Origin of the sequence: Micromonospora auratinigra (assembly GCF_900089595.1) — a bacterium.
GTDB classification, from domain to species: domain Bacteria; phylum Actinomycetota; class Actinomycetes; order Mycobacteriales; family Micromonosporaceae; genus Micromonospora; species Micromonospora auratinigra.
On the sequence record NZ_LT594323.1, the window covers coordinates 1,206,038 to 1,228,997 of the forward strand.

At 75.8% G+C, this 22,960-nt stretch carries 16 protein-coding genes and 1 pseudogene; 13 read left to right on the top strand and 4 right to left on the bottom strand.

Going from position 1 to position 22,960, the window contains the following annotated elements; all coding sequences use genetic code 11:
• Positions 1–3: 3 nt before the first annotated feature.
• From GA0070611_RS05420 to GA0070611_RS05430, 3 genes are all read left to right on the top strand, one after another.
• Complete coding sequence (locus GA0070611_RS05420) at positions 4–651, top strand: hypothetical protein (RefSeq protein ID WP_091658435.1); 648 nt, start codon at positions 4–6, stop codon at positions 649–651.
• Between the two features lie 104 nt (positions 652–755).
• Positions 756–1,163 (top strand): protein-tyrosine phosphatase family protein, encoded by a 408-nt coding sequence (locus GA0070611_RS05425; RefSeq protein ID WP_091658438.1) that lies wholly within the window; start codon positions 756–758, stop codon positions 1,161–1,163.
• A 253-nt stretch (positions 1,164–1,416) separates the two neighbouring features.
• Positions 1,417–2,151 carry a hypothetical protein gene (locus tag GA0070611_RS05430; protein ID WP_157740210.1) on the top strand — a complete coding sequence of 245 codons (735 nt, stop codon included), beginning with the start codon at positions 1,417–1,419 and terminating at the stop codon, positions 2,149–2,151.
• A 39-nt stretch (positions 2,152–2,190) separates the two neighbouring features.
• Here the strand turns inward: GA0070611_RS05430 and GA0070611_RS05435 are convergent, their stop codons facing one another.
• Positions 2,191–3,039, bottom strand: coding sequence for a hypothetical protein (locus GA0070611_RS05435; protein WP_091658450.1), 849 nt, complete (start codon positions 3,037–3,039; stop codon positions 2,191–2,193).
• Positions 3,040–3,374: 335 nt separating this feature from the next.
• Between GA0070611_RS05435 and GA0070611_RS05440 the strand changes: the two genes are divergently transcribed.
• The 4 genes from GA0070611_RS05440 to GA0070611_RS05455 all read left to right on the top strand — a co-directional run bounded on the left by GA0070611_RS05440 (position 3,375) and on the right by GA0070611_RS05455 (position 7,638).
• The gene (locus GA0070611_RS05440) at positions 3,375–4,688 is read left to right on the top strand and encodes a D-alanyl-D-alanine carboxypeptidase family protein (protein ID WP_091658452.1); all 1,314 of its coding nucleotides are present in this window, start codon (positions 3,375–3,377) and stop codon (positions 4,686–4,688) included.
• A 129-nt stretch (positions 4,689–4,817) separates the two neighbouring features.
• Positions 4,818–6,074, top strand: coding sequence for an MGDG synthase family glycosyltransferase (locus GA0070611_RS05445; RefSeq protein ID WP_407940429.1), 1,257 nt, complete (start codon positions 4,818–4,820; stop codon positions 6,072–6,074).
• The gene (locus tag GA0070611_RS05450; protein WP_091658454.1) at positions 6,071–6,793 is read left to right on the top strand and encodes a polysaccharide deacetylase family protein; all 723 of its coding nucleotides are present in this window, start codon (positions 6,071–6,073) and stop codon (positions 6,791–6,793) included. The genes GA0070611_RS05445 and GA0070611_RS05450 overlap by 4 nt, the downstream gene beginning before the upstream one ends.
• Positions 6,790–7,638, top strand: a complete 849-nt coding sequence (locus GA0070611_RS05455; RefSeq protein WP_091658455.1) for a DMT family transporter — start codon at positions 6,790–6,792, stop codon at positions 7,636–7,638. Before GA0070611_RS05450 ends, GA0070611_RS05455 begins: the two co-directional genes overlap by 4 nt.
• A gap of 168 nt (positions 7,639–7,806) precedes the next feature.
• On the opposite strand, the gene GA0070611_RS05460 is transcribed toward GA0070611_RS05455, so the two are convergent.
• The 3 genes from GA0070611_RS05460 to GA0070611_RS05470 are packed head-to-tail and all read right to left on the bottom strand — an operon-like array spanning position 7,807 to position 9,854.
• A complete protein-coding gene (locus tag GA0070611_RS05460; RefSeq protein WP_091658456.1) occupies positions 7,807–8,043 on the bottom strand; it encodes a hypothetical protein in 237 nt (78 codons plus the stop codon).
• 31 nt (positions 8,044–8,074) lie between these two features.
• Complete coding sequence (locus GA0070611_RS05465) at positions 8,075–9,205, bottom strand: sensor histidine kinase (protein ID WP_091658459.1); 1,131 nt, start codon at positions 9,203–9,205, stop codon at positions 8,075–8,077.
• Positions 9,186–9,854 carry a response regulator transcription factor gene (locus tag GA0070611_RS05470; protein ID WP_091658462.1) on the bottom strand — a complete coding sequence of 223 codons (669 nt, stop codon included), beginning with the start codon at positions 9,852–9,854 and terminating at the stop codon, positions 9,186–9,188. The genes GA0070611_RS05465 and GA0070611_RS05470 overlap by 20 nt, the downstream gene beginning before the upstream one ends.
• 247 nt (positions 9,855–10,101) lie before the next feature.
• Here GA0070611_RS05470 and GA0070611_RS05475 point away from each other — a divergent pair, with 247 nt between their 5' ends.
• The 6 genes and pseudogenes from GA0070611_RS05475 to GA0070611_RS32370 all read left to right on the top strand — a co-directional run.
• The gene (locus GA0070611_RS05475; RefSeq protein ID WP_091658466.1) at positions 10,102–15,285 is read left to right on the top strand and encodes a hypothetical protein; all 5,184 of its coding nucleotides are present in this window, start codon (positions 10,102–10,104) and stop codon (positions 15,283–15,285) included.
• 85 nt (positions 15,286–15,370) lie between these two features.
• Complete coding sequence (locus GA0070611_RS05480; RefSeq protein WP_157740211.1) at positions 15,371–16,630, top strand: multicopper oxidase domain-containing protein; 1,260 nt, start codon at positions 15,371–15,373, stop codon at positions 16,628–16,630.
• 13 nt (positions 16,631–16,643) lie between these two features.
• On the top strand, positions 16,644–17,945 hold the full coding sequence (locus tag GA0070611_RS05485; RefSeq protein ID WP_157740212.1) for a multicopper oxidase domain-containing protein: 1,302 nt from the start codon (positions 16,644–16,646) through the stop codon (positions 17,943–17,945).
• 20 nt (positions 17,946–17,965) lie between these two features.
• A complete protein-coding gene (locus tag GA0070611_RS05490; protein WP_091658476.1) occupies positions 17,966–20,938 on the top strand; it encodes a multicopper oxidase domain-containing protein in 2,973 nt (990 codons plus the stop codon).
• Positions 20,939–20,994: 56 nt separating this feature from the next.
• Positions 20,995–21,462, top strand: a complete 468-nt coding sequence (locus GA0070611_RS05495) for a hypothetical protein (protein ID WP_091658479.1) — start codon at positions 20,995–20,997, stop codon at positions 21,460–21,462.
• A gap of 4 nt (positions 21,463–21,466) precedes the next feature.
• Positions 21,467–22,798: pseudogene (locus tag GA0070611_RS32370) on the top strand (copper resistance CopC family protein); the annotation flags it as partial.
• Positions 22,799–22,960 lie beyond the last annotated feature (162 nt).

Genomic DNA, 22,960 nt, shown 5'->3' on the forward strand with positions numbered 1-22,960 from the left:
ATCATGCGGCTATCCCGCATCATCATGGCGCTCACGGTCGGCCTGGCCGTGGCGGCCGTGCCGACCGCGGCGGGAGCGGCGGCGCCGCAACCACCGGACTATCCGCCCCCGGTCGCGAACCTCACCGTCAGCCCGACCACCATCACCCTCGGCGGCTCCTTCACCGTCACCGGCACCGGCTACGCACCGAACGAGACGGTGACGATCGACGTCACCATCACCCCGTTGCCGGCCGCCGCCCCCGCCCAGGGGACGGCCCGCCGCAGCGACGGCAGCACGGTGGCGATGGCTGCGGTGGCGTACCCACAGCCGCAGCCGACCACGAGCACCCGGCCACCGCAGCCGCCGCCGCTGCACTTCACCGTGCAGGCCGACGCCACCGGCTCCTTCACCTTCACCTACCGGCCCACCCGGCCGGGCCGCTACACCTTCACCGCCACCGGCCAGACCTCCGGCCGCAGCGCCAGCGCGACCGGCACGGTGCTGCCGCCGCGTTCGACGCGTCCGCCGCACCACGGCGGGCACCTGCCGGTGACCGGTGACAGCGTCGGCATGCCGGTGAAGATCGGTGGCGGGCTGGCCGGTGCGGGCGCGCTGCTGGTGCTGCTCTCCCTGGCCTGGCGTCGCCGTTACGGCGCGGGTACGCGCTGAACGCAGTGACACCGGGCGGTGCCCGGCTGACCGCGGGTGCCCGTCGGACCATCGTCCGGCGGGCACCCGCGTCGGCGCGTACCGGTCACCATGGTGGGGTGCAGATGTGGACCGATCCGAGCGGCCTGGTGCCGCTCCCCGGCGGCGCGACCGTCCGGGGCCGGCGCGTCGCCGCGCCCACCCCGGCCGCCGCCGACTTCGCCCTGCTGCTGGCCCCGGGACCGGCCCCGGCCTGGCCGCACCGGCGGATCCGGTGGCCCGACTTCTGGGTCCCGCGCGATCCGGTCGACGCGCTGGACGCGCTGCGCGAGGCGTGGCGTCGCGCCTACGCCGGCGAGCGGGTGGAGGTGGCCTGCTGGGGCGGCGTCGGCCGGACCGGCACGGCACTCGCCGCCCTGGCCGTCCTCGACGGGCTGCCGCCCGAGCAGGCGGTGGCCTGGGTCCGGACCCATCACCACCCGCGGGCCGTGGAGACGCCGTGGCAGCGCCGGTGGCTGCGCCGGGTACGGTGAGCATGGCGTCCACCGCCGTCGGCAAGGGCTCTGAGCTGCGGATGTGTCTCTCGACACGAGGGGGAGTGGGTCGCCGGGGCGGGGGTAGGAGGCCGGGACCCGACCTGGCGGCGAGCCGGCCACGGCCGGGGTGACGCCGGGCGGGGCGGACCGCGCTCCGCCGGCGACCGGCGGAGCCACCGCCGCGTGGCGCGTCGCGCCGCGAGCCATGAACGCCCGGACCCACCCCGCCCGGGCGCCCCGGAAGGACAGTGTGCGTCCCGTCGTCGAACCGTTCCGTGTCCGTGAGTCGTGGCTCGTCCGGGCCGTCGGCGCCCCGGTGGCGCTCGCCGGGTACGCCCTGCTGGTCCTGCTGATCGACGAAGGGCTCACCCCGGCGGCGGCGAACGCGGTGCAACTGGCGGCCACCCTCGGACTCGGCTTCCTCGCCCACGACCTGCTCGTCCGGTGCCGACGCCGCACCGGCCGGGCCCGGCGGTGGCGGGCCTTCCAGGCGACCCGGGGCGCTGCCGCCCTGGTCAGCCTGGTGGCGTTCCCCGGTCTCGCCCCCGTCGTCGGGGCCGGGGCCGCGTACTGGGGACTGCTCGCCGTCGGCGCCGTGGTCAACCACCACGCGGACCGGTTCTGGGCGTCCCCGTCCCTGGCGGACGCGGCCGCGCCCCCGCATCGGTGGCGGGGCGGACACCGCCGGCCCCTGCCGTCCGGGTGGCGGCTCGCCCGGTCGACCGGCGCGCTCGCGGTGCTCAGCCTGCCGGCCGTCCTCTTCCTGGACCTCTTCCTCGTCGCGGTCTCGCTGGGCCTGCTGGTCCGCGCGGTCGGCCGGCTGGCCCTGCGGCTGCGCGAGCGGTGGCTGCCGGAGCACGACCCCCGGCCAGGGCGGGGAGCGGTCCGACCCGGGCACGCCGACCCGGGCGCGGACGCCTGCCCCTGGCCGCCGGTGGAGCAGCGGGACGCGGGGCCGGTCGCCCGCCCGGCTCCGGTGGGGTGAGGACCCGCGCCGCACCCCACCGGTCGGCCGGTCGACGGCTCAGTTCAGGCGGCAGCGGGCGAAGCCGTCCAGGTTCGGCCGTGGGGCGCCGACCCGGTTGAAGGCGATCTCGATCCGGTCCAGGGCGGCCTGCCGCTTGTCCGCCAGCGGGCCGAGGATGGCGTTGTCGATGAAGTTCGGCCCGCCCTCCGGGCGGACCGCGAGCCGCGCCAGCCGGGCGTCGGCCTCGCCGATCTGCCGGTCGAGGTTGGCCAGTTCGGCCCGTACCTGGTCGGCGGCCCGCTCCGGCACGGCCGGCAGTCGCGGTGCCGGGCAGTTCACCGTCCGGGCGGCGGTCGGCGCACCGGCGTTAGCGCCGTTACCGGCCTCGCTGTTCCCGGTGTTACCGGCGTTGTTGCCGCCGTTACCGCCGCCGGCGTTACCACCGTTACCAGGGCGCGCGGCGCCGTTGAGCGCGCTCGCGACACCCGGGGCGTTGAGGGTGCAGCCGGCCAGGCCGCCCAGGTTCGGCCGGGGCGCGCCCACCCGGTTGATGTCGATCTCGATGCGGTCCAGCACCGCCACCCGCTTGCTGCGCAGCGGGCCGAGGATGGCGTTGTCGACGAACTTCGGTCCGCCCTGGGGCCGGGCCGCCTGCCGGGCCAGCCGGGCGTTGGCGTCGGCGATCTCGGCGTCGAGGTTGGCCAGTTCCCGCTCCACGCCGGCCGCCGCCGCGGCCGGCACCGCCGGCAGCTTGTCCCGTACCGTCGGGCAGTCGACCGTGCGCGCCGCCGTGCCGGTGTTCTCGTCGGCGGAGGCGAGCTGGAGCCCTGCGCCCAGCAGCAGCGCCGCGAGGGCGCCGACCCCGCCGAGCTTGAGGGCGGCCTTCTTCCTGGTGGACCTCGCCATGCTCTCTCCTCTGTTCTGCGGCGGGCCGGGACGGTGTGCCGTCCGGGGCGACCCGACGCCGGTGGTGGGGACCGGGGCGGAGTGCCGGGCGAGCGCCGCCGGCATCGGCGCTCGTCGTGGTCCGTCCCGCGGCGAGAGGTACGGCGCGCGCCCGGAGATCGTTCAAGCGGGGCGCGGGAACGCTCCCAGCATCGGCGGCCGGGCAGGAAGCCGCAGGTGGCAGGGGGTGCGCGTCGGCGCAGGCGGTCACGGATCGTGATCCGGTGATCGACATGAGGTGGTCGTGGCCGGGCGGTACCGCCGCCGCGCGATCTTGTCGGCTAATCTCCGTGGTCATGCGAGCTCGGGTCCTGGCCGCCGTCACCGCCGCCGTTCTCCTGGGTGCCGGCACCGCCGCCCCGGCCGCGCACGCCGCCCCGGCCGGTGCGGTCGCGAGCGGCCCCCCGCCCGCCGCCGCCCCCACCGCCGGCGTCGCCACGCCCCCGCTGCCCTGCCCGAAGGCCCCGGCGCCGAAGGTGACCCGGCCACCCCGCCCGGTGCCGCCGCCCGCCGTGCCGGCCGACCGCGTCGTCGGCGGCCCCCGGCTCGACACCCCCGGGCTGGTCGTGCCCGACGGCGCACCCGCCCCGCCCGCCGTCACCGCGACCTCCTGGCTGGTCGCCGACCTGGACACCGGCGCGGTGCTGGGCGCCTGCGGCCCGCACGAGTACGGCACCCCGGCCAGCACCCAGAAGCTGCTCCTGGCGGCCACCATGCTGCCCCGCCTCGACCCGAAGCAGGTGGTGACCGTCACCCGGGGCGACCTGGACATCGTGCCGGGCAGCTCGGCGGTCGGCCTGCTCGTCGGCGGGAAATACACCGTGGAGACGGTCTGGCTGGGGCTGCTGCTGCAGTCCGGCAACGAGGCGGCCAACGTGCTGGCCCGGCTCGGCGGCGGTCCGGACGGCGTACCCGGCGGGGTCCGCGCGATGAACGACGAGGCGCGCCGGCTCGGTGCCCGGCAGACCCACGCCGTCACCCCGTCCGGCCTGGACGGCAAGGGCCAGTTCACCAGCGCGTACGACCTCGCGCTGATCGCCCGCGCCTGCTTCGCCGACCCGCTGTTCCGCCGCTACACGCTGACCACGCGGACCCGGATCCCGGCCCAGCCCGCGCTCAAGGCGGGCGGCTTCGAGATCCAGAACGAGAACCTGCTCATCCAGCGGTACCCGGGCGCCCTGGGCGGCAAGACGGGCTTCACCGAGCTGGCCCGGCACAGCTACGTCGGCGCCGCCCAGCGCGACGGCCGGCGGCTGGTGGTCACCCTGCTCGGCGCGGAGGGCCGGCCGGTACGCGGCTGGCAGCAGGGCGCGCAGCTGCTGGACTGGGGCTTCTCCCTGCCCCGGGACGCCTCGGTCGGCCGGCTGGTCGCGCCCGGGGAGCCAGCGGCGGACGTGCCGCAGGCGGCCCCGCCGACGGCGCCGACGACGGCCACCCCGCCCGCGCGGTGGCGGGGCCCGGCCGGGACCGCGCTGGCCCGGATGGCCGACGGCGACTGGCGCGTGATCGTCCCGACCGCCGGCCTGTTGGCACTGACCGTCGGGGTGCTCGTCGCGGTGCTGGTCGCCCGTCGGGGCCGTCCCCGCCGGACCGGCCGCCGCCGGGGCTGACGCCGCCCGGCCGCCCGCCGCCGGGGCCGAGGCCGCCCAGCCGGCCGCAGCCGAGGCCGAGGCCGCCCGGCCGGCACCGCGCCCGCCGACCCGCAGTCCGAGTCGGCGACGCCGTCCCGACCGCCCGGACTGCCGGCCGAGCTGGGAAAAGGCGGCGTGGACGGCGCGTCGGGGGGTATGCGCGGCGGCATGGGGCACCCGGGGCGGATCGTGGTGGTCTCCGCGGACGTCGGCGCCGGCCACGACACGGCCGCCGCCGAGCTGGCGCGGCGGCTGCGCGAACGGGGCTTCGCGGTGCAGCGGCTCAACCTGCTGGACGTGCTGCCGCGCCCGGTGCACTGGGCCTTCAAGGAGGCGTACCGGGGCATCCTGCGCTGGTTGCCCTGGGGCTACGACCTGCTCTTCGGGCTGACCAGCCGGTCCCGGACGTCCGTTCTGGTGCTCCGGACCCTGCTGCGTCCGGTCCGTCGCCGGATGCGCCGGCACATCCCGCCGGACACCCGCGCGGTGGTCACCACCTATCCGTTCGCGAACCAGCTCCTCGGCCCGCTGCGGCGGCAGGGACGGCTGCCCGTCCCGGTCATCACCTACGTCACCGACTTCGTGGTCCACCCGACCTGGCTCTGCCCCGGGGTGGACGTGTACTGCGCGATCCGGCACGCCGAGGTGCAACCGGTCGGCGCGGCCGACGGCATCGAGGTCGAGGTGGTCCAGCCGCTCGTCTCGCGGGACTTCGCCACCTCGGCGGCCATCGACCGCCGGCACGCCCGGCAGCGCTTCGGCCTGCCCCCGGCCGGCCGGCTGGCCCTGATCGTGGCGGGCGCCTGGGGCGCCGGGGAGGTGGCGACCACCGTGGCGGAGGTCCGGGCCACCGGCCACGTGCACCCGGTGGTGGTGTGCGGGCACAACGAGGAGCTGCGGCAGCGGCTGGAGGCCGAGCACGAGCACGTGCTCGGCTGGGTCGACGACATGCCGACGCTGATGCGCGCGGTGGACGTGGTGGTGGAGAACGCCGGTGGCCTGACCTGCCAGGAGGCGCTCGCCTGCGGAGTGCCCGTGGTGACGTACCGGCCGATCCCGGGTCACGGCCGGGCGAACGCCACCATCCTGGCCCGTACCGGCCTGACCCACTGGGTGCCCGGACCCGAGCAGCTCGGGCCGGTGCTCGCGGCACTGGTCGGCGACGCCGGGGCCGAGCGCGTCCCGTCCGGCGACCCGTTGGGGGCGAGCGACGGGCCGGACGACCCGGCGGGCCTGATCGCCCGCACCGCCAGCCGGGCCGGCACGGCCGGGTTCGCGCCGCACCGGCGCACCGTGGCCGACTCCGTCGGCGACGCGATCGCCGTGGTCGCGGCCCTGCTGCAGGCCTCCGGCGGCATCCGGTGAGCCGGCTCGGTCGCCGGCTCGCGGTCGCGCTGGCCGTCCCGGCGTTGCAGCTCGCCCCGGCGCTGACCGCGCTGCCGGCCCTGCGCGCCCGGCTGCTGCCCGGGCTGCACGGCACGGGCCCACCCGGGCGGGTCGCGCTGACCTTCGACGACGGCCCGGACCCGGCGTCCACCCCCCGCTTCCTCGAGGTGCTCGCCGAGCACCGGGTACGGGCCACCTTCTTCCTGCTCGGCACGATGCTGCGTCGCGCCCCCGACCTGGGCCGGCAGCTCGTCGACGCCGGTCACGAGGTGGCCGTGCACGGCTGGGAGCACGACAACCTGCTGCTGCGCGGGCCGGTGGCCACGGGCCGCGACCTGGCCCGGACGCGGGCGCTGATCGCCGAGGTGACCGGCCGGACCCCCCGGTTCTTCCGGCCGCCCTACGGGGTACTGACCGCGGCCGCGCTGCTGGCCGCGCGCCGGTCGCGGCTGCGGCCGGTGCTGTGGAGCTGCTGGGGCCGGGACTGGACCCGGTCGGCCACCGGCGACAGCGTGTACGACACGGTCCGGGCCGGCCTCTCCGGCGGCGGCACGATCCTGCTGCACGACTCCTCGTGCGTCGCCGCGCCGGGCGCCTGGCGGTCCGCGCTCGACGCCCTGCCCCGCCTGCTGGCCGAGTGTCGCCGGCAGGGCTGGACGGTCGGACCGCTCGGCTCGCACGGGATGCCGGCGCGGTGATCGTCGCGGTCCTGGCCGCGCTCGCCTCGGCGTTCAGCTTCGCGCTCTCCACCACCCTGCACCAGCGCGCCGCGAAACGGCAGCCGCCCCGGCGGGCCCTCGACCCGCGGCTGCTCTGGCGGCTGCTGCGGACCCGGCTGTGGCAGGTCGGCTGGGTACCCGACGTGGTGGGCACCCTGGCCCAGGCGCTCGCGCTGCGCTACGGCCCGCTGGCCGTGGTGCAGCCGGTGCTGGCCAGCGGGCTGTTCATGGCGGTGCTGCTGGAGGCCGCCTGGAACCGGCGGCTGGTGCAGCGCCGCGACCTGGTGGCGACCCTGGTCGGCCTGGCCGGTCTGGTCGGCTTCCTGGTCACCGTGAACCCGCGGGCGGGGCTGGACGAGCCGGGCCCGACCGCGTGGTGGTGGGTGGGAGGCGGGGTCGGTGCGCTGGTGGTGGCCTGCCTGGTCGGGGCCCGCCGGGCCGGTGACGCGACCCGGGGCGCCCTGCTCGGCGTCGCGACCGGCGCGCTCTACGGCCTGGCGGCCGCCCTGCTGAAGGCCGTGGTGACCCGCCTGCAGGGCGATCCGTGGGTGGTGCTGACCGACCCGCGGTCGGCGGCGCTGGTGGTGGTGGCCCTGCTCGGCGTCCAGCTCAACCAGAACGCTTTCCAGAGCGGCCGGATCGCCGCCCCGCTCACCGCGCTCACCCTCACCGAACCGGTGACCGGCGTGCTGATCGGCGTGACCGCGTTCCGCGAGACGCTCTCCCTCGACGGTGCTCGGGTCCTGCCGGTCGCGGTGGCCGCCGCCGCCCTGGTGACGGGGGTGTGGCTGGCCGGCACCGCGCCGCGCGCGGCCGCCCGGTGAGCGCCGGACGCCGTGCCGGGACGCCGGGGACGATCTCCGGCGAGCACCACCCGGCCGGGTTCCGGGGGTGGCGGACCCGCGCACCGCTCGGCCGGCGCGCCGGATCCGGCCGGGGACGACGAGCCGGCCGGGAGTGGGCCGTGGACCCCCTCCCGGCCGGAATCGGGATCAGGGGCGTGGCTCGCCGGCGGCCCGGGCCCGGTCGGCTTCTGCGTCCGCGTCGCCCACCGGGGTGCCGTCGGAGTCGCGGGTCGCCCCGGTCAGGTCGGTCTGCGCGCCGGCGCGCGCGGCGTCGGCCCGGGCGTCGTCCGCGCCGACGACGGGACCGGAGTCGGGTTCCCCGGCGTCCTCGACGAGGTGGTCGGCGGCGGCGAGGCCGATCGGAGCGTAGCGGGGGTCGGTCATGGTCTCCTCCTTCGACGTCCTACCCCTGGGGCTACCCCGGGCGTGCTCCGCCGACACCTGACGGCCGGCCGGACACCCGGCGGCCCGCGGCGTCGGTGCCCTCCGGCCGGCCGGCCGGTGTGCGCGGCGGCTCCGGCCGGGACGGGCCGGTCGGTACCCGCTCCGGCACCCGCAGGCCGACCCGGGCGCCGCCGTCCGGGCCGGGGCCCACCACGACCCGGCCGCCCAGCGCGCCGGCCACCGCCCGGACGATGGACAGGCCGAGACCGGTCCCGGTGGCGGTACGCCGGCCGGGCCGGCCCTCCACCAGCTCGGGTACGTCGGCCGCCGGGATGCCCGTCCCCGAGTCGACGACCTCCACCGTCCAGCCGGTCTGGTCCCGCCGCCCCACCAGGCCGATCCGGTCACCCGGCCCGGTGAACTTGACCGCGTTCTCGATCAGGCAGTCCAGGGCTGCCTCCAGCCGCTCCGGGCTGATCCGGGTGGGGCCGATCGAGGAGCGGCAGGACCACTGCCGGTCGGCGGCGGGCGTCCAGCGCCGGACGATCCGGGCCAGCTCGGCGTCCAGGTCGACCGACCGCACCTCGTGCCGCTGTTCCAGCTGCATCAGGGTGACCAGCCGGTGCGCGATCCGGGTGGCCTTGTCCAGTTCGTCGAGGACCACCGCGGTGTCCTCCGTGGTGGCCGGGTCGTCGTGGTTGCTGCGTACCAGCTCGGTGTAGCCGCGCGCGATGGTCAGCGGGGTGCGCAGCTCGTGCGAGGCGAGCCGGACCAGCAGCTCCTGGCGGTGCGCCCGGTCCCGCTCGGCCGCGCCGAGCCGGCGCATCTGGTGCAGCAGCACGTGCCGGCGGTGTACGTGCCAGGCCATCACGATGAAGATCACCGCCATCAGCGGCTCCTCGGCGGTCTCCTCCCAGCGGATCTCGCCGACGGCGGCGTGGTGGGCCAGGATCACCCCGGTGCTGGTGGTGACGGCGGCCAACGCCGCGACCATCCAGGACAGCCGCCAGGTGGTGAAGCCGTACACCAGGGCCAGGCTGATCCAGACCAGGTGGAACGGCACCGTCTCCTCACCCGGGAGGAACCACATCAGCACCACGTTGACCGTGGCGAAGAGGAGCCAGACCCCGGCCAGCAGCCGGTCAGTCGACGGCGTACGCATAGCCCACACCGCGGACGGTCTCGATCCGGTCGGGCCGGTCCAGCCGACCGCGTAACCGGCGGACCGACACGTCGACCACGTTGCTGCCCGGGTCGAAGTGCAGTCCCCACACGTCGGCCAGCAGCTCGTCGCGGCTGCACGGCCGGCCGGCCCGGGTCATCAGGTGCTGCAACAGCAGGAACTCGCGCAGCGGCAGCTCCACCCGTGCCCCGGCCACGGTGGCCCGGCGCCGGTGCAGGTCGAGCTGCACCGGGCCGACCTGCAACCAGCGGCCGCCGTCGCCGGCCGGCGCGGCCCGCATCCGGGCCCGCACCCGGGCCACCAGTTCGGCCACCGCGAACGGCTTGCCGAGGAAGTCCGCCGCCCCGGCCTCCAGCACCGCGACCCGGGCGCTGATCTCCGGCACCGCCGACAGCACCAGCACCGGTTGCTCGGGGCGCTGCGCCCGTAGCCGGTCCAGCACCTCGTGGCCGTCCAGGCCCGGCAGCATCAGGTCGAGCACCACCAGGTCGAAGTCCCGGCGCAGCGCCGCGTCCAGCCCCGCCGTGCCGGAGCAGGCCCGCTCGGTGAGCAGGCCGCCACCCTCCAGGGCCCGGGTGACCAGCCGTCCGATCCGGTCGTCGTCCTCGATCACCAGTACGCGTCCCACCGTGCCCCCACAGCCGTCGGGTGACTTGCTGGCGCCTATATGAAGCCTTGCTCGCGTTCATTCACGCCTCCGCCGAACGGGGCACAGTTTCTGTCGCCGTTCCGACAGGCGTCGACGAGCGCGGATGACGCCCGGATGACGGCGTCGTCATAAACCGCTGCCGCCGCCGTGCCGCCGCCCATGCTCCTGACACCGGCCCGGCCGCGCCCCGTCGCGGCCGTCCGCCGCTGACCGAAGGGGTGAGGGCATGCCGCGTCGTTCCGTCTGGCCGCGCTGGTTCGTGTCCGCGTGTTGCCTACTGCTCGTCGGGTTCGCGGTGCCGCCGGAGCCGGCCGCCGCCGAGCCGACCACCGGCGGGCTCACCCTCGCCGTGGTCAGCGCCCGGACCGTCGGGCCGGCGCCGCAGATCCAACAGGGCGATCCGGTGACCGACTACCGGTGGATGATCACCGCGGACGACGCCGGCGACCCGCACGACGCGCCGGAGCACTGCCTGCCGGCCCGCGCCGGGGTGGCCAGCGCCGCCGACTTCGCCGACCACTGCCGGTGGCCGTCCATCCGCAACACCCCCGGCACGGTGCCCGTCGTCGCCCAGGGCGACCAGCACACCCTCGCCGCCGGTACGGCGCTCGACGGGCTGCCCGCCGGCCGCTACCTGATCTCGGTCACCGCCGACGGCTACAAGATCGACGGCGAGCACGTCACCGTCACGGCCGGGCAGACCGCCGCGGTGACCGTCGGCATGCAGCCGTACCCGCTGCCGCTGGGCACCGTCCGGCTGCGGGTCTTCGAGGACAGCGTCCCCGTCGACGGCACCTACGAGGTCGGCGCCGAGCACGGCCTGGCCGGCTTCACCGCGCACCTGGCCGACGTGATGGGCGAGGTGACCGTCGACTACTACGGCAACCCGCTGTGCACCGAGTACCGGCACACCGCCCCGGACGCCGGGCACCCCACCGGTCGGGTCGTCTTCGACGACGACGGCAAGCCGGTGATCGCGCGCGAGTCCACCGGCTGCCGCAGCGACGCCGACGGCGACATCACCATCCCCAACCTCGGCCCCGACCGGTACGCCGCCCAGGTCGTCGCGCCCAGCGGGCGCAGCTGGGTGCAGACCACCACGCTGGAGGGCGGCCACGACTGGGACGTCTGGGTGCAGGAGGGCGACACCGGCTACGACACCGAGCAGACCCTCGGCGGGGAGCCGGTGCCGTACGTCGACTTCGGTTTCGTCTCGCCGACCGCGCTCACCGGCACCGCCACCGGCGCGATCACCGGCACCGTCGTGCAGGCGTACACCTATGTCGGTGGCCAGGGCGGCGTCACCCTGCCGGCCGACGGGGTGGCCGGCGCGAAGATCGCCGGGCCGGTGCCCCGGCCCTGGGTGGCCCTGTCCGACCTGGGTGACGGCGACCGGATGGTCTACCTGGACCGGGGCGGCGCGGACGGCTCGTTCCGCATCCCGAACGTGCCCGACGGCGACTACCAGCTGACCCTCTGGGACGGTCCGCAGGAGATGCTGCTCGACTCGTTCAACGTCACGGTCAGCGGCGGGCGGACCGTCGACATCGGGGCGAAGCCGCTGGTCGGCTGGTTCACCGAGATCACCGGCACGATCTTCGTGGACACCAACGCCAACGGCCGGCAGGACGCGGGGGAGAAGGGCGTGCCCCGCTTCCCGGTGGTGCTCAAGGAACGCGACAACTCGCTGATGGACCAGGGCACCAACAGCGTCGTCACCGACAGCGCCGGGCACTACGCCATCAAGGAGGCGTACCCGCTGACCAAGTGGCTGGTGCTGGAGGCCTTCAACACCCGGTACCGGACCACCGGGATCACCTTCCAGGCACCCAACGAGCCGGCGCCGACCACGCTGCTCGGCGCGGCCGTCGACGTCGACGTGCTGCCGATCATCGGGCTCACCGGCCGGGTCGACTGGGGAGTCCAGCCGTACCGGGGGACGGAGAACGGCGGCATCGCCGGCACGGTCACCTATGACACCACCCGCAACGAGCTGGACCCCGCGTACGCGGTCACCGAGCCGTACCAGCCGGGCATCCCGGGCCTCAAGGTGCACCTGTACGCCGTCGTGCGGGACGAGAACGGGGACCCGGTGCGGGAGTCGGACGGCTCGCTGAAGAAGGGCCCGGAGCTCAACGACGCGTACACCTCGGAGACCTGGCAGCCCGGACGCGGCTGCACCGCGCGGATGTTCGACGGCCGGCCGCTGACCGACCAGCAGGCCCTGCCGGACTTCGGCACCGGGGCCGACCAGCTGTGCGTGGAGGCCCCGATGATGGGTTTCCAGGCCGCGCCGACCGACCGCGACCCGACGAACTTCGGGCAGACCGTCAACGGCAACTACGCGTTCGCCGACTCGAAGCTCAATCTGGTCCCGCCGGGCGACCCGGCCAACCCGGCCGCCGACCACGACCTGCCGCTGTACGCCCCGCTGCCCGACGGGCAGACCCAGCCGCTGGTGCCCGACGACTACCTGGTGACCGTGGAGAGCCCGACCAACCCGGTCGGCGGCGGCCCGATGTACCAGCCGACCCGGGAGGAGGACGTCAACGTCTTCGACGGCGACGGCTTCCTGCCCCAGGAGAACTTCCCGCCCGCGGCCGACCAGGCAGCCGACCAGCCGGCCCCGCCGGACCCGCAGCCCGACCCGGGTGAGCCGCCGTCGCAGGGCAACGGCATCACCTCCTCCTGCGCCGGGGCGCTGCACACCGTGCACGTCACCGACCCGGGCTTCCGCGACGGCGGGGGCAGCCCGTTCGAGGGCCAGCAGCGCCCGCTCTGCGACACCAAGCTGGTCGAGGTGCGGGCCGGGCAGGCCAGCGCGCCCAACTTCAACCTCTTCACCCCGGTGCCGCTGCCCACCCACTTCTGGGGACTGGTCATCAACGACCTCGGGCTCACCCGGGACAAGCGCAGCAGCAACTTCGGCGAGGCGGAGGGCCTGCCGAACGTCCCGGTCGGCCTCTACGACTGGGCCGGGCGGCTGGTGGACACCGTGGACACCGACTTCAACGGCATGTACGAGGCGATCGAGCCGTCGACCAGCACGTACAACTGCCCGCTGCCGGCCGGTCCGTGCCCGAACATGTACCGCTTCGTCGGCAACGACCCCGGCCAGCCCGGCCACCTCAACGGCAACTGGAACCCGCGCTACCGCACCATCGCCACCAACTTCCAGGCCTGGCCGGGCCTCTACACCGTCACCGACACCGCGCCCACCCAGGTCGCGGCGGTGGCCATCGGCGGGGACTCCGGTCAGCTCGGCGCGGTGGTCTGCGACCCGGCCGCCGACGTCCCGCAGGTCTTCGCCGCGGACCGGCCGTACCTGCGCGGCAACGACCCGAGCAAGCAGCTCACCCTGACCGGCACCGGCTTCGGCGCCACCCCGGGTCGGGTCGACGTCACCGGTTTCGCCGACCCGACCGAGGCTCCCCGGGTCACCGTCACCTCGTGGAGCGACCGGCGGATCACCCTCACCCTGACCAACCGCAACAACCCGACCGACGAGCTGACCCACGGCGCGGCGGTGCTCAGCGTGACCGCCGCCAACGGCCGGCAGACCGTCGACGGCTTCACCCTGCAGATCGTCGGCAACGGCGCGGGCACCGGCAGTCGGGGCAACCCGCGGGTGCTCCAGGTGAACCCGCCCGCCTCGGCCGTCCGGGCCGGCGAGACCACGTACGCCACCGTCCAGGCGGCGCTGGAGGCGGCGAGCCGGGCCGGCGGCACCGCGGTCGTCGCGGTCTGGCCGCACGCGGCCGGCACCGACAACCCGTACGGCGCCTACTACGAGAACGTGGTGGTGCACTCCTCGGTCTGGCTGCGCGGGGTCGGCCCCGGTGGCCGGTACGCCGACGGCGGCCACGTGCCCGGCTCGGTGCTCGACGGGCGGGGCTTCGGCATCGACAACGCCGCCGGCACCGCCTGGGTGAACCTGGTCCAGGCCCTGCCGCACGCCGCCCCGGCGCAGGTGCCCGACGCGGCGGTGGTCACCCTGCTCGGCCGGCAGAACCAGTTCACCCGGCAGAACGCCCCGGCCCTGTCCGGCTTCCGGATCACCGGCGGCAACCAGTCGGACTTCCCGGGCAACGTCAACGCCAACGGCAGCGTGCACACCCCGGTCGGCGCGAACGGCGCGCTGATCACCCAGGGCGGCGGGATCTACCTGCACTCCCAGGTGCGCTACGCGGCGATCACCGACAACGTGATCGCCGCCAACAGCGGCGCGTACGGCGGCGGCATCCGGATCGGCACCCCCTACCTCGACACCGGCAACGACCACGTCACCGTCGCCCGCAACCAGATCCGCGACAACGGCGGCACCAACCTGGCCGGCGGCGTCGGCATCTTCGCCGGCAGCACCGGCTACACGGTCGACCACAACGCGGTCTGCGGCAACTTCTCCGCCGAGTACGGCGGCGGGATCAGCCACTACGGCCGCTCCGCCGGGGGCCGCATCACCGACAACCGGATCTGGCTCAACCAGTCGTACGACGAGGCCGGCGGGGTGATGGTGGCGGGCGAGCTGCCCGCCGACCCGACGAAGCTCTCGCCCGGCTCAGGGGCGGTGACCGTCGACCGCAACCTCGTCGAGGCGAACCTCGCCAACGACGACGGCGGCGGCCTGCGGCTGCTCCAGGTCGGCGACGTCCCGGTCACGGTGACCGACAACATGCTGGTGGACAACATCTCCACCCACGAGGGCGGCGGCGTGGCCCTCGACGACGCCCCGGACGTGCGGTTCGTCAACAACACCGTGGCCGGGAACATCACCACCGCCACCGCGGCCACCAGCACCGGGCGGGCCGCCCCGGCCGGCCTCTCCACCGCCGCGAACAGCGACCAGCTCCAGGCCACCCTGCCGGCCGGGGCGCCCACCTTCAGCCGGCCGAAGATGTTCAACAACGTCTTCTGGGACAACCGGGCCGGCGAGTGGAACGGCGTCGCGGTCACCGGCATCGGCGCGGCCGGGGCACCCGCCGGTGAGGCGGTCCGGCACTGGGACCTGGGCTCCGCCGACGGGGTGGGACCGCTGACCCCCACCGAGTCGGTGCTCCAGGACCCGACCGGGACCGCGCCGAGCGCCACCAACCGGGTCGGGGTCGACCCCCGGTTCCGCAGCCCGTTCCCGGTCTCGGTGTCGATCCTGACCTCGCGGACCTTCCCGACGTTCCGGCAGGCGGTGCTGGTGCTCCAGCAGGTGCCGCTGACCGGGATGGGGGACTGGCACCTGGCCGACGCCACCTCGTCCGCAGCCGACCTCGGCGTCCCCGTCCGCAGCTACGGCACCACCACCGTGACCGCGCCGACCGTCGACATCGACGGGCAGCAGCGGGCACTGCCCCGCCCGGACGCGGGCGCCGACGAGCTGCCGGCCGCCCCGTTCGTCACCCCCCGCAGGCCCCGGTGACCCCGGCCGGCGGCCCGCCGCACCGGGCCCGCAGGTGCCCGACCCCACCCGGCCACCCCCGGACCGCAGACTCGAGGAGGAGATCGTGACCGATCCCGTACGGCGGCCAGGCATCAGCCGGCGTGCCCTGCTGGCCGGGCTCACCGGTGCGGGCACCTGGGCGGTCCTGCCCGAGAGCGGCTCCGACGCCCAGGTCCGCCGGGCGGCGGCGGTGCTGCCCCGGGCGGTGCCGCGCCCGGCGGTGTCGCTGCACCTGGCCGCGACCGACGGCTGGGTCTCGATGCCGCAGGGCTCCCCGCCGATCAGTCCCTTCTGGCCCGACCCGCTGGCCCCGGCCGGCGCCGACCTGTACGTCTTCGGGTTCCGCGACGTCACCGGCCTCTCCGCCACCGAGGTCACCGCCCAGCGCGGCAAGGCGCAGATCAGCGCCCCGCTGCTCGGCTTCGACCAGGAGACCGACATCAAGATCACGCTCAGCAACCTGGGCCTGTCCCAGCGGCCCGACCTGGTCGACGGGCACACCGTGCACTGGCACGGCTTCCGCAACGCCATCCCGCTCTTCGACGGGGTGCCCGAGCTGTCCATCTCGGTGCCGATCGGCCGGGAGTTCACCTACTTCTACCGGCCGCACGACGCCGGCACGTACATGTACCACTGCCACTTCGAGGACGTCGAGCACGTGCAGATGGGCATGACCGGCATCGTCTACGTCCGGCCGGCGCAGAACGCCGGCACCGCCGACGTGCCGCCCGCGAAGTACGCCTACAACGACGGCGACGGCACCACCCGCTACGACCGCGAGTTCGCGCTGATGCTCACCGAGGTGTGGGCCGAGGCGCACTACCGGGACGCGCACATCCAGACCACCGACTGGACCGACTACAAGCCGTCCTTCTTCGCCTTCAACGGGCGCTGCCACCCGGACACCCTGGCCCCCAACGGCGACCCGCTCAGCCCCGCCGCCGGGCGGCTGCGCTACCAGCCGATCTCCTCGCTGATCACGGCGAACGCCGGGGAACGGGTGCTGCTGCGGCTGGCCAACCTCGGCTACCAGAACCACACGCTCACCGTGGACGGCCTGGACCTGCTGGTGGTCGGCAAGGACGCCGCCCTGCTGCGCGGACGCGACGGCAGCGCCGAGTACCAGGTGACCAGCACCGTGCAGATCGGACCGGGGGAGAGCCGGGACGTCATCCTCACCGCCCCCGACCCGGGCACGTACCTGCTCTACGACCGCGACCTGATGTCGCTGGCCAACGCCGGCGGCGGACGGGGCGGACAGCTGACCGAGATCCGGATCTCGCCACCCGGCACGCTGCCGGCGCAGACCCGGGCGAACGCCTGAGATGGGGGTACCGATGCTTCGTCTCGACCGCGGCCGGTGGCAGCGGCTGAGCGCGGTGCCGCTCGCCGCGGCCGTCGTCGCCGTGCTCGTCGTCCCCGGACCCGACCGGGTGGCCGCCAGCCCCGCCGCCGGCCTGGAGTGCCGCAGCTCCGCCGACAACGCCTTCGACCTCACCGCCACCGGCGGGTACGCGGCCATGCCGGACGGCAACACCATCTACATGTGGAGCTACGCCTCCGGTGGCGGGGAGTTCCAGCTGCCCGGCCCCACGCTCTGCGTGGCCTCCGGGGCGAAGGTCACCGTCGTGCTGCACAACGGCCTGCCGGAAGCCACCTCGATCACCTTCCCCGGGCAGGCGCAGGTGCTCGCCGACGGCCGGCCGGCCCAACCCGAGACCGACCCGGCCGGCACCCTCACCTCACTGACCACCACCGCCGGCGCCAACGGCGGCACGGTCACCTACACCTTCACCGCCGGCCCGCCCGGCACCTACCTCTACCAGTCCGGCACCGACGTGCAGAAGCAGGTGCAGATGGGCCTCTACGGGGCGCTGGTGGTGCGCCCGGCCGGGCACCCGGACCGGGAGAACGACCGGGCCGACTCGGCGTTCGACCCGGACCACGAGTACCTCTACCTGCTCGGCGAGATCGACCCGGACCTGCACCTGGCCGTCGAGCGCAGGCGGGCGTACGACTTCACGAAGTACACGGCGCGCTACTTCACCATCAACGGGCGCAGCATGCCGGACACCATCGCGCCCAACCACGCCGACTGGCTGCCGGCCCAGCCGTACGGGGCGCTGATCCACATCCGCCCGTACGACCCGGTGGGCAACCCGAGACCGGCGCTGATCCGCTATCTCAACGCCGGCTCGGTGGCCTACCCGTTCCACCCGCACGGCAGCGACGAGCAGCTGATCTCCCGGGACGGCCGGCCCGCGCAGGGACCCGGCGGGCAGGACCTGTCGTTCTCCAACTTCCTCGTCGACGTGGCCCCGGGGCAGACCGTGGACACCCTGATGCTCTGGAAGGACGCCGAGCACTGGAACCCGGACGCCAACCCGATCCCGGTGCCGCTGCCCTCCCTCCAGGACCAGATCGTGGGGCCCGGGCCGGAGACCTGGTTCGCGGAGAACCCGTACCTCGGCGGCGCTCCCGGCGAGCTGCCGCCGGGCGTGGTGCAGAACAACCAGTGCGGCGAGTACTACCACGTCGCGCACAGCCACGCGCTGGAACAGGCCACCAACTACGGGGCGAGCTTCGGCGGCATGATGACGCTGATCCGCATCGACCCGCCCGCCGGGTGCCCGGCGTGACCAGGCAGGGGAGGGCGACGATGAGACCGAGCCGTACGCCTCGGCTGCTCGCCGGGATCGCGGCCGCGCTGCTGGCGCTCGGCCCGGCCCCGGCGCGGGCCGCGGCCCCGCCCGTGGCGCTGCCCACCGGGCGGGCACCGGCCACGCTGGCCGGCGATCCGGCCCCGCCGCAGGGCGTGCTGCCGCAGACCGGCTGCCGCCTCGACGGCGGCACCGCGAGCTGCGAGCTGTGGGCCAGGCCCGGCACGGTGGTACTGCCCGGCGCCCCCGCCCCGGTGCCGATCTGGGGCTTCGCCGGCACCGACACGGCGCCGGCCACCCTGCCCGGTCCGGTGCTCGTGGTCGACCAGGGCCAGCGGGTGACGATCACCCTGCACAACGGCCTCGCCGACGCGCTCGCGCTGGCCTTCCCGGCGGTCACCGGGCTCGTTCCGGACCGCACCGGGGCCGCGCCCGGCGGCACCCGGGACTACACCTTCACGGCCGCCCGCCCCGGCACCTACCTGTACGAGGCCGGGCACACCGCCCTCGGCGCCCGGCAGGTCGCCATGGGCCTGGTCGGGGCGCTGGTGGTCCGGGCCCCGGCGGTCGGCGGGCGGCCCAGCGCGTACGGGGACGCGGCGTCGGTCTACGACGACGAGGCGGTGCTGGTGCTCACCGAGGTGGACCCGGCCTTCAACGCCGCCCCGCTCACGTACGACATGCGCGCCTACGCCCCGAAGTACCGGCTGATCAACGGCAAGGCGTTCCCGGAGACCGACGTGGTGGCCACCGACGTCGGCCGTCGGGTGCTGCTGCGGTACGTCGCCGCCGGGGTGCAGCCGCACCCGATGACCCTGCTCGGCCTGGACCAGGCGGTCGTCGGGCAGGACGCCCGGCCGGCCGCGTACCCGGAGGCGGCGGTGACCGTGCCGCTGCAACCCGGGCAGGCGGTCGACGCCGTGGTGGCCGTCCCGACCGGCCCCGACGGGCGGCGCTTCGCGCTGCTGGAGTCCGGCGGCCGGCTCAACAACGCCGGCCAGCGCTACGGCGGCACCGTCACCGGGGTGAGCCCGCAGCAGGCCTTCGGCGGCATGCTCACCTTCCTGGACACCAACCCGCCGGCGGACAGCGGCGACCACGTCGGTCCCACCGCCGGCAACGTGCGGGCCACCCCGAACCCGGCGAGCGTGCGGGACGCGGTGACCGTCACCGCCGACTTCACCGACGCCCGCAACGGCAACTCGGTGGTGGACCGGGCCGAGGCGGTCGTCGACGACCTGCGCGTCGCGGAGGGCACCGGGGTGCCGTTCACCGCCACCGGCTTCGGCGCCGGCCCCACCGTCACCGGGGCCACCGCCGCCCTCCCCGCCGACCTGCTCACCACCCTCACCCAGGGCCGGCACACCATCTGGGTACGCGGCCACGACGCGGCCGGCAACTGGGGTGTGGTCGGCAGCACCACCCTGAACCTCGCGGTCACCGGCGCGGTCACCACCGGGGTGACCGTCACCCCGAACCCGAGCGCCGGCACCGGTGACCTCGCCCTCACCGCCTCCGGCGACGACTCCGGCCTCGGCGGCACCGTCACCGCCGCCGAGTGGTTCGTGGACACCACCGGCGACAACGGCACCGGCACCCCGCTCACCCTGGCCAACCCGGGCGCGGCGGTGACCGCCGAGTCCGGCACGGTCCCGGCCGTGGTGGCCGCCGCCCTCGCCGAGGGCCGGCACACCGTGCTGGTGCACACCCGCGACTCGTTCGATCTGTGGGGCCCGTACGCGGCGGCCGACCTGGTGGTGGACCGGACCGTGCCGACCCTGGTCTCCGGCGCGGTCGACCCCGCCCTCAGCGACGGCCGCACCGGGTCCGCGTCCGACCCGACCGACCTGCGCGTCAACGCCGCCTTCACCGACCCGGCCGGCGGCGGGGTGCACTCGGCGGTCGCCGCCGCGGAGGGCTTCCTCGACACCGGCGGCGCGGACGGCACCGGCTTCACCTTCGTCGCCCTCGACGGCTCGTTCAACAGTGGCACCGAGAACACCTACGGGCTGCTGCCGCTGACCGAGCTGACCGGCGTCCCCGACGGGGTCCACCAGGTGCTGGTGCACGCCCGCGACAGCGCCGGCAACTGGGGCCCGTTGGCCGCGGTCACCTTCACCCTGGACCGCGCCGGCCCGGTGGTGTCGGCGGTCACCGCCACCCCGAACCCGACCGCCCGGGCGGCCACGCTCACCCTGAGCGCCACCGCCACCGACGCGGCCTCCGCGGTCACCGCCGCCGAGTGGTACGAGGGCACCGACCCCGGTGCCGGCCACGGCCACCCGATGACGGTCGGCGGCACGAGCGTCGCCACCACGGTGGCCCTCAACGGCTTCAGCGCCGGCAGCCACACCCTGCGGGTCCGGGCCCGCGACGCGCTGGGCAACTGGGGTACGCCCGGCGCGGCCACCGTCGTCGTCGACCCGCCGAACGCCATCTTCGCCGACGCCTTCACCACCGGCACCGGCGCCTGGTCGCGGGTGGTCGGCACGGTGTCGGCCGGCGCCGGTCAGCTGGTCGCCGGCACCGTCGGGTACGTCGTCGACGACACCCCCGCCGCCGAGCGCACCGTGCACACCAGGGCGGACGTCACCCTCGGCACCTTCAACCCGCAGACCGCCGTGGTGACGGTGCAGCAGTTGACCAACGCCGCCGGCGCGGCGGTGGCCGTGGTGCAGTACCGGCGCAACGGCGGCACCAACCAGTTCCGCCTCGGGCTGCTGCGCCCGGCCGGCTGGACGTACACCGGCTGGGTGGCCGCGAACGGCGGCACCGTACGGCTGGACTGGGCCTCGGCCACCGCGGGGTCGGCCACCCTCAAGGTCGGCACCGTCACCGTGGGCACGCTCACCGGCGACACCAGCGCCCAGACGGTGGAGTCGGCGGCGCTGGGCCTGGTGGTCCGCACCGCCGCCACCACCGGCTCGCTGAGCTTCGACAACTACGCGTCCACCCGCTACACCGCACCCTGACGCCACGTGGGGCCGGGTCCCGGCCCGGCCCCACCGTCTCCCGAGGAGTCCCGACGATGGTCGCGATCCCGTTCCGCATCCCGCGTCCGCGCCCCGCCCGGCTGGTGCTCCCGCTGCTCGTCCTGGCGTTGGTGGCGGTCTCGATCGTCCGCTTCGGCGGGTACGCCGACGCCCGGCAGGGCTACGCCGTCCCGCACGACGGGCAGCTGGAGGCCGCCACCGGCATCCGCTTCACCCAGGCGGCCGTGGTCGGCGACGGTGGCCTGGTCGAGCTGCGCTACGTGGTGCTGGACACCCAGAAGGCGTCGGCCTTCCAGAACGACACGAAGCATCCGCCCCGGCTGCGCAACGAGCGCTCCGGCAAGCTCGCCTGGCGGGCGGCGCTGATGAAGCAGGGCCACGAGCTGCGCCCCGGCCAGAGCTACTACCTGCTCTATCTGAACAACGACAGCGCCATCCGGCGCGGGGACAAGATCGAGATCACCTCGGGGCAGCGCCACCTGGCCCACGTCCCGGTGCGGTGACGGGTTGCTGCCCCGAGCCGGCCGGCTGCTCGCCGCCGTCGTCCTGGCCGGCCTGACCGCGCTGGTCGGGCCGGCACCGGCGCAGGCCCACGCGTACCTGGCCGCCAGCGCCCCCGCCGACGGGGCGGTGCTGGACACCGCGCCCGACACCCTCACCCTCGCCTTCACCGAGCACGTCGAACTCTCCGCCGCCCGGATCGCCCTGGTCGACGGGGACGGCCGGCACTGGGCGGTGACCGGGCTGGCGCTGCGCGACGCCGACGGCGCGCCCGCCGCCGAGGACGCCGACACCGAGGAACCGGTGACCCTGGTCGCCGGGCTGCCCGCGCTGCCGCCGAACACGTACCACGTCTCCTGGCGCACCCTCTCCTCCGACGACCTGCACACCACGAACGGCACCCTGGTCTTCGGCGTCGGCCGGCCGGTCACCGCCGCCGGTCCGGCCGGGCCGGCCGGGCCCGGCCCCCGGGAGACCGTCGCCCGCGCCGCCGGCCTGCTCGGCCTGTCGGTGCTGCTCGGCGGCACCGCGCTCGCGCTGCTCCAGGCCGCCGCCGCCCGCCGCCGTCCCGACCCCGCGTCCGTCGCCCTGCGCCGCCGGTTGCTCATCATCGCCGCGTACGCGGGCAGCGTCGCCCTGCTCGCCGCGCCCCTGCAACTGGCCGTCCAACTGGCCGGCGCGGCCGGCCGGTGGAACCTGCTGGCCCAGCCGGGCACCGGTGGCCGCTGGCTGCTCCGCGAGGCCGGCACGGCCACGCTGCTCGCGGTCGCGCTGCTCGCCCTCCGCCGGCCCGCCGCCGACAGCCCGCCCGGTCGCACCACCCACCCGGTACCGCGGGCCGGACGCGGGTCGCCCCGCGTACCGGCGCGGGTGGTCGTCGGTGGGCTCGGGGCGCTCGCCGCCGCCGCCGGCACCGCGCTGCTCGGGCACCCGGTCGGCGGGCCGGGGCGCACCGCCGTGGTCGGCGGGCTGCACGTGCTGGCCGCCGGGGCCTGGGCCGGCAGTGTGCTGGCCGCCGCCCTGGCCCTGCCGCCGCTGCTGCGCCGGGCCCCCGACCGGGCCGCAGCGGTCCGCGCCCTGCTGCGTGCCTTCGCCACGCTCGCCGCCGGATGTCTGGTCCTGTTGCTGCTCACCGGGCTGCTGCTCACCGGCCCGCAGCTGGCCACCGTGGACGCGCTGGTCGGCTCCCCGTACGGGCTGCTGCTGCTGGCCAAGCTGGCGGTGGCCGGCGCGGCCGTGCTGGTCGGCGCGCGCTCGGCCCGGCGGCTGCGCCGGGCGGAGCTGCCCGGGCGGGGCCTGCGGGCCGAGGCCGGCCTGCTGGCCGTCACCCTCGCCCTGGCCGGCGCGCTCGCCGCCGCCGGCCCCGGCCGGGGCCCGGCCTTCCCGGTGACCGCCGGCCCACGCGCCGAACCGCAGGTCAGCGGTCAGGTGGCCGACCTGGTCGACACCGTCGCGCTGCGGCCGAACCGGCCGGGGCGCAACATCGTGAGCATCGGGGTC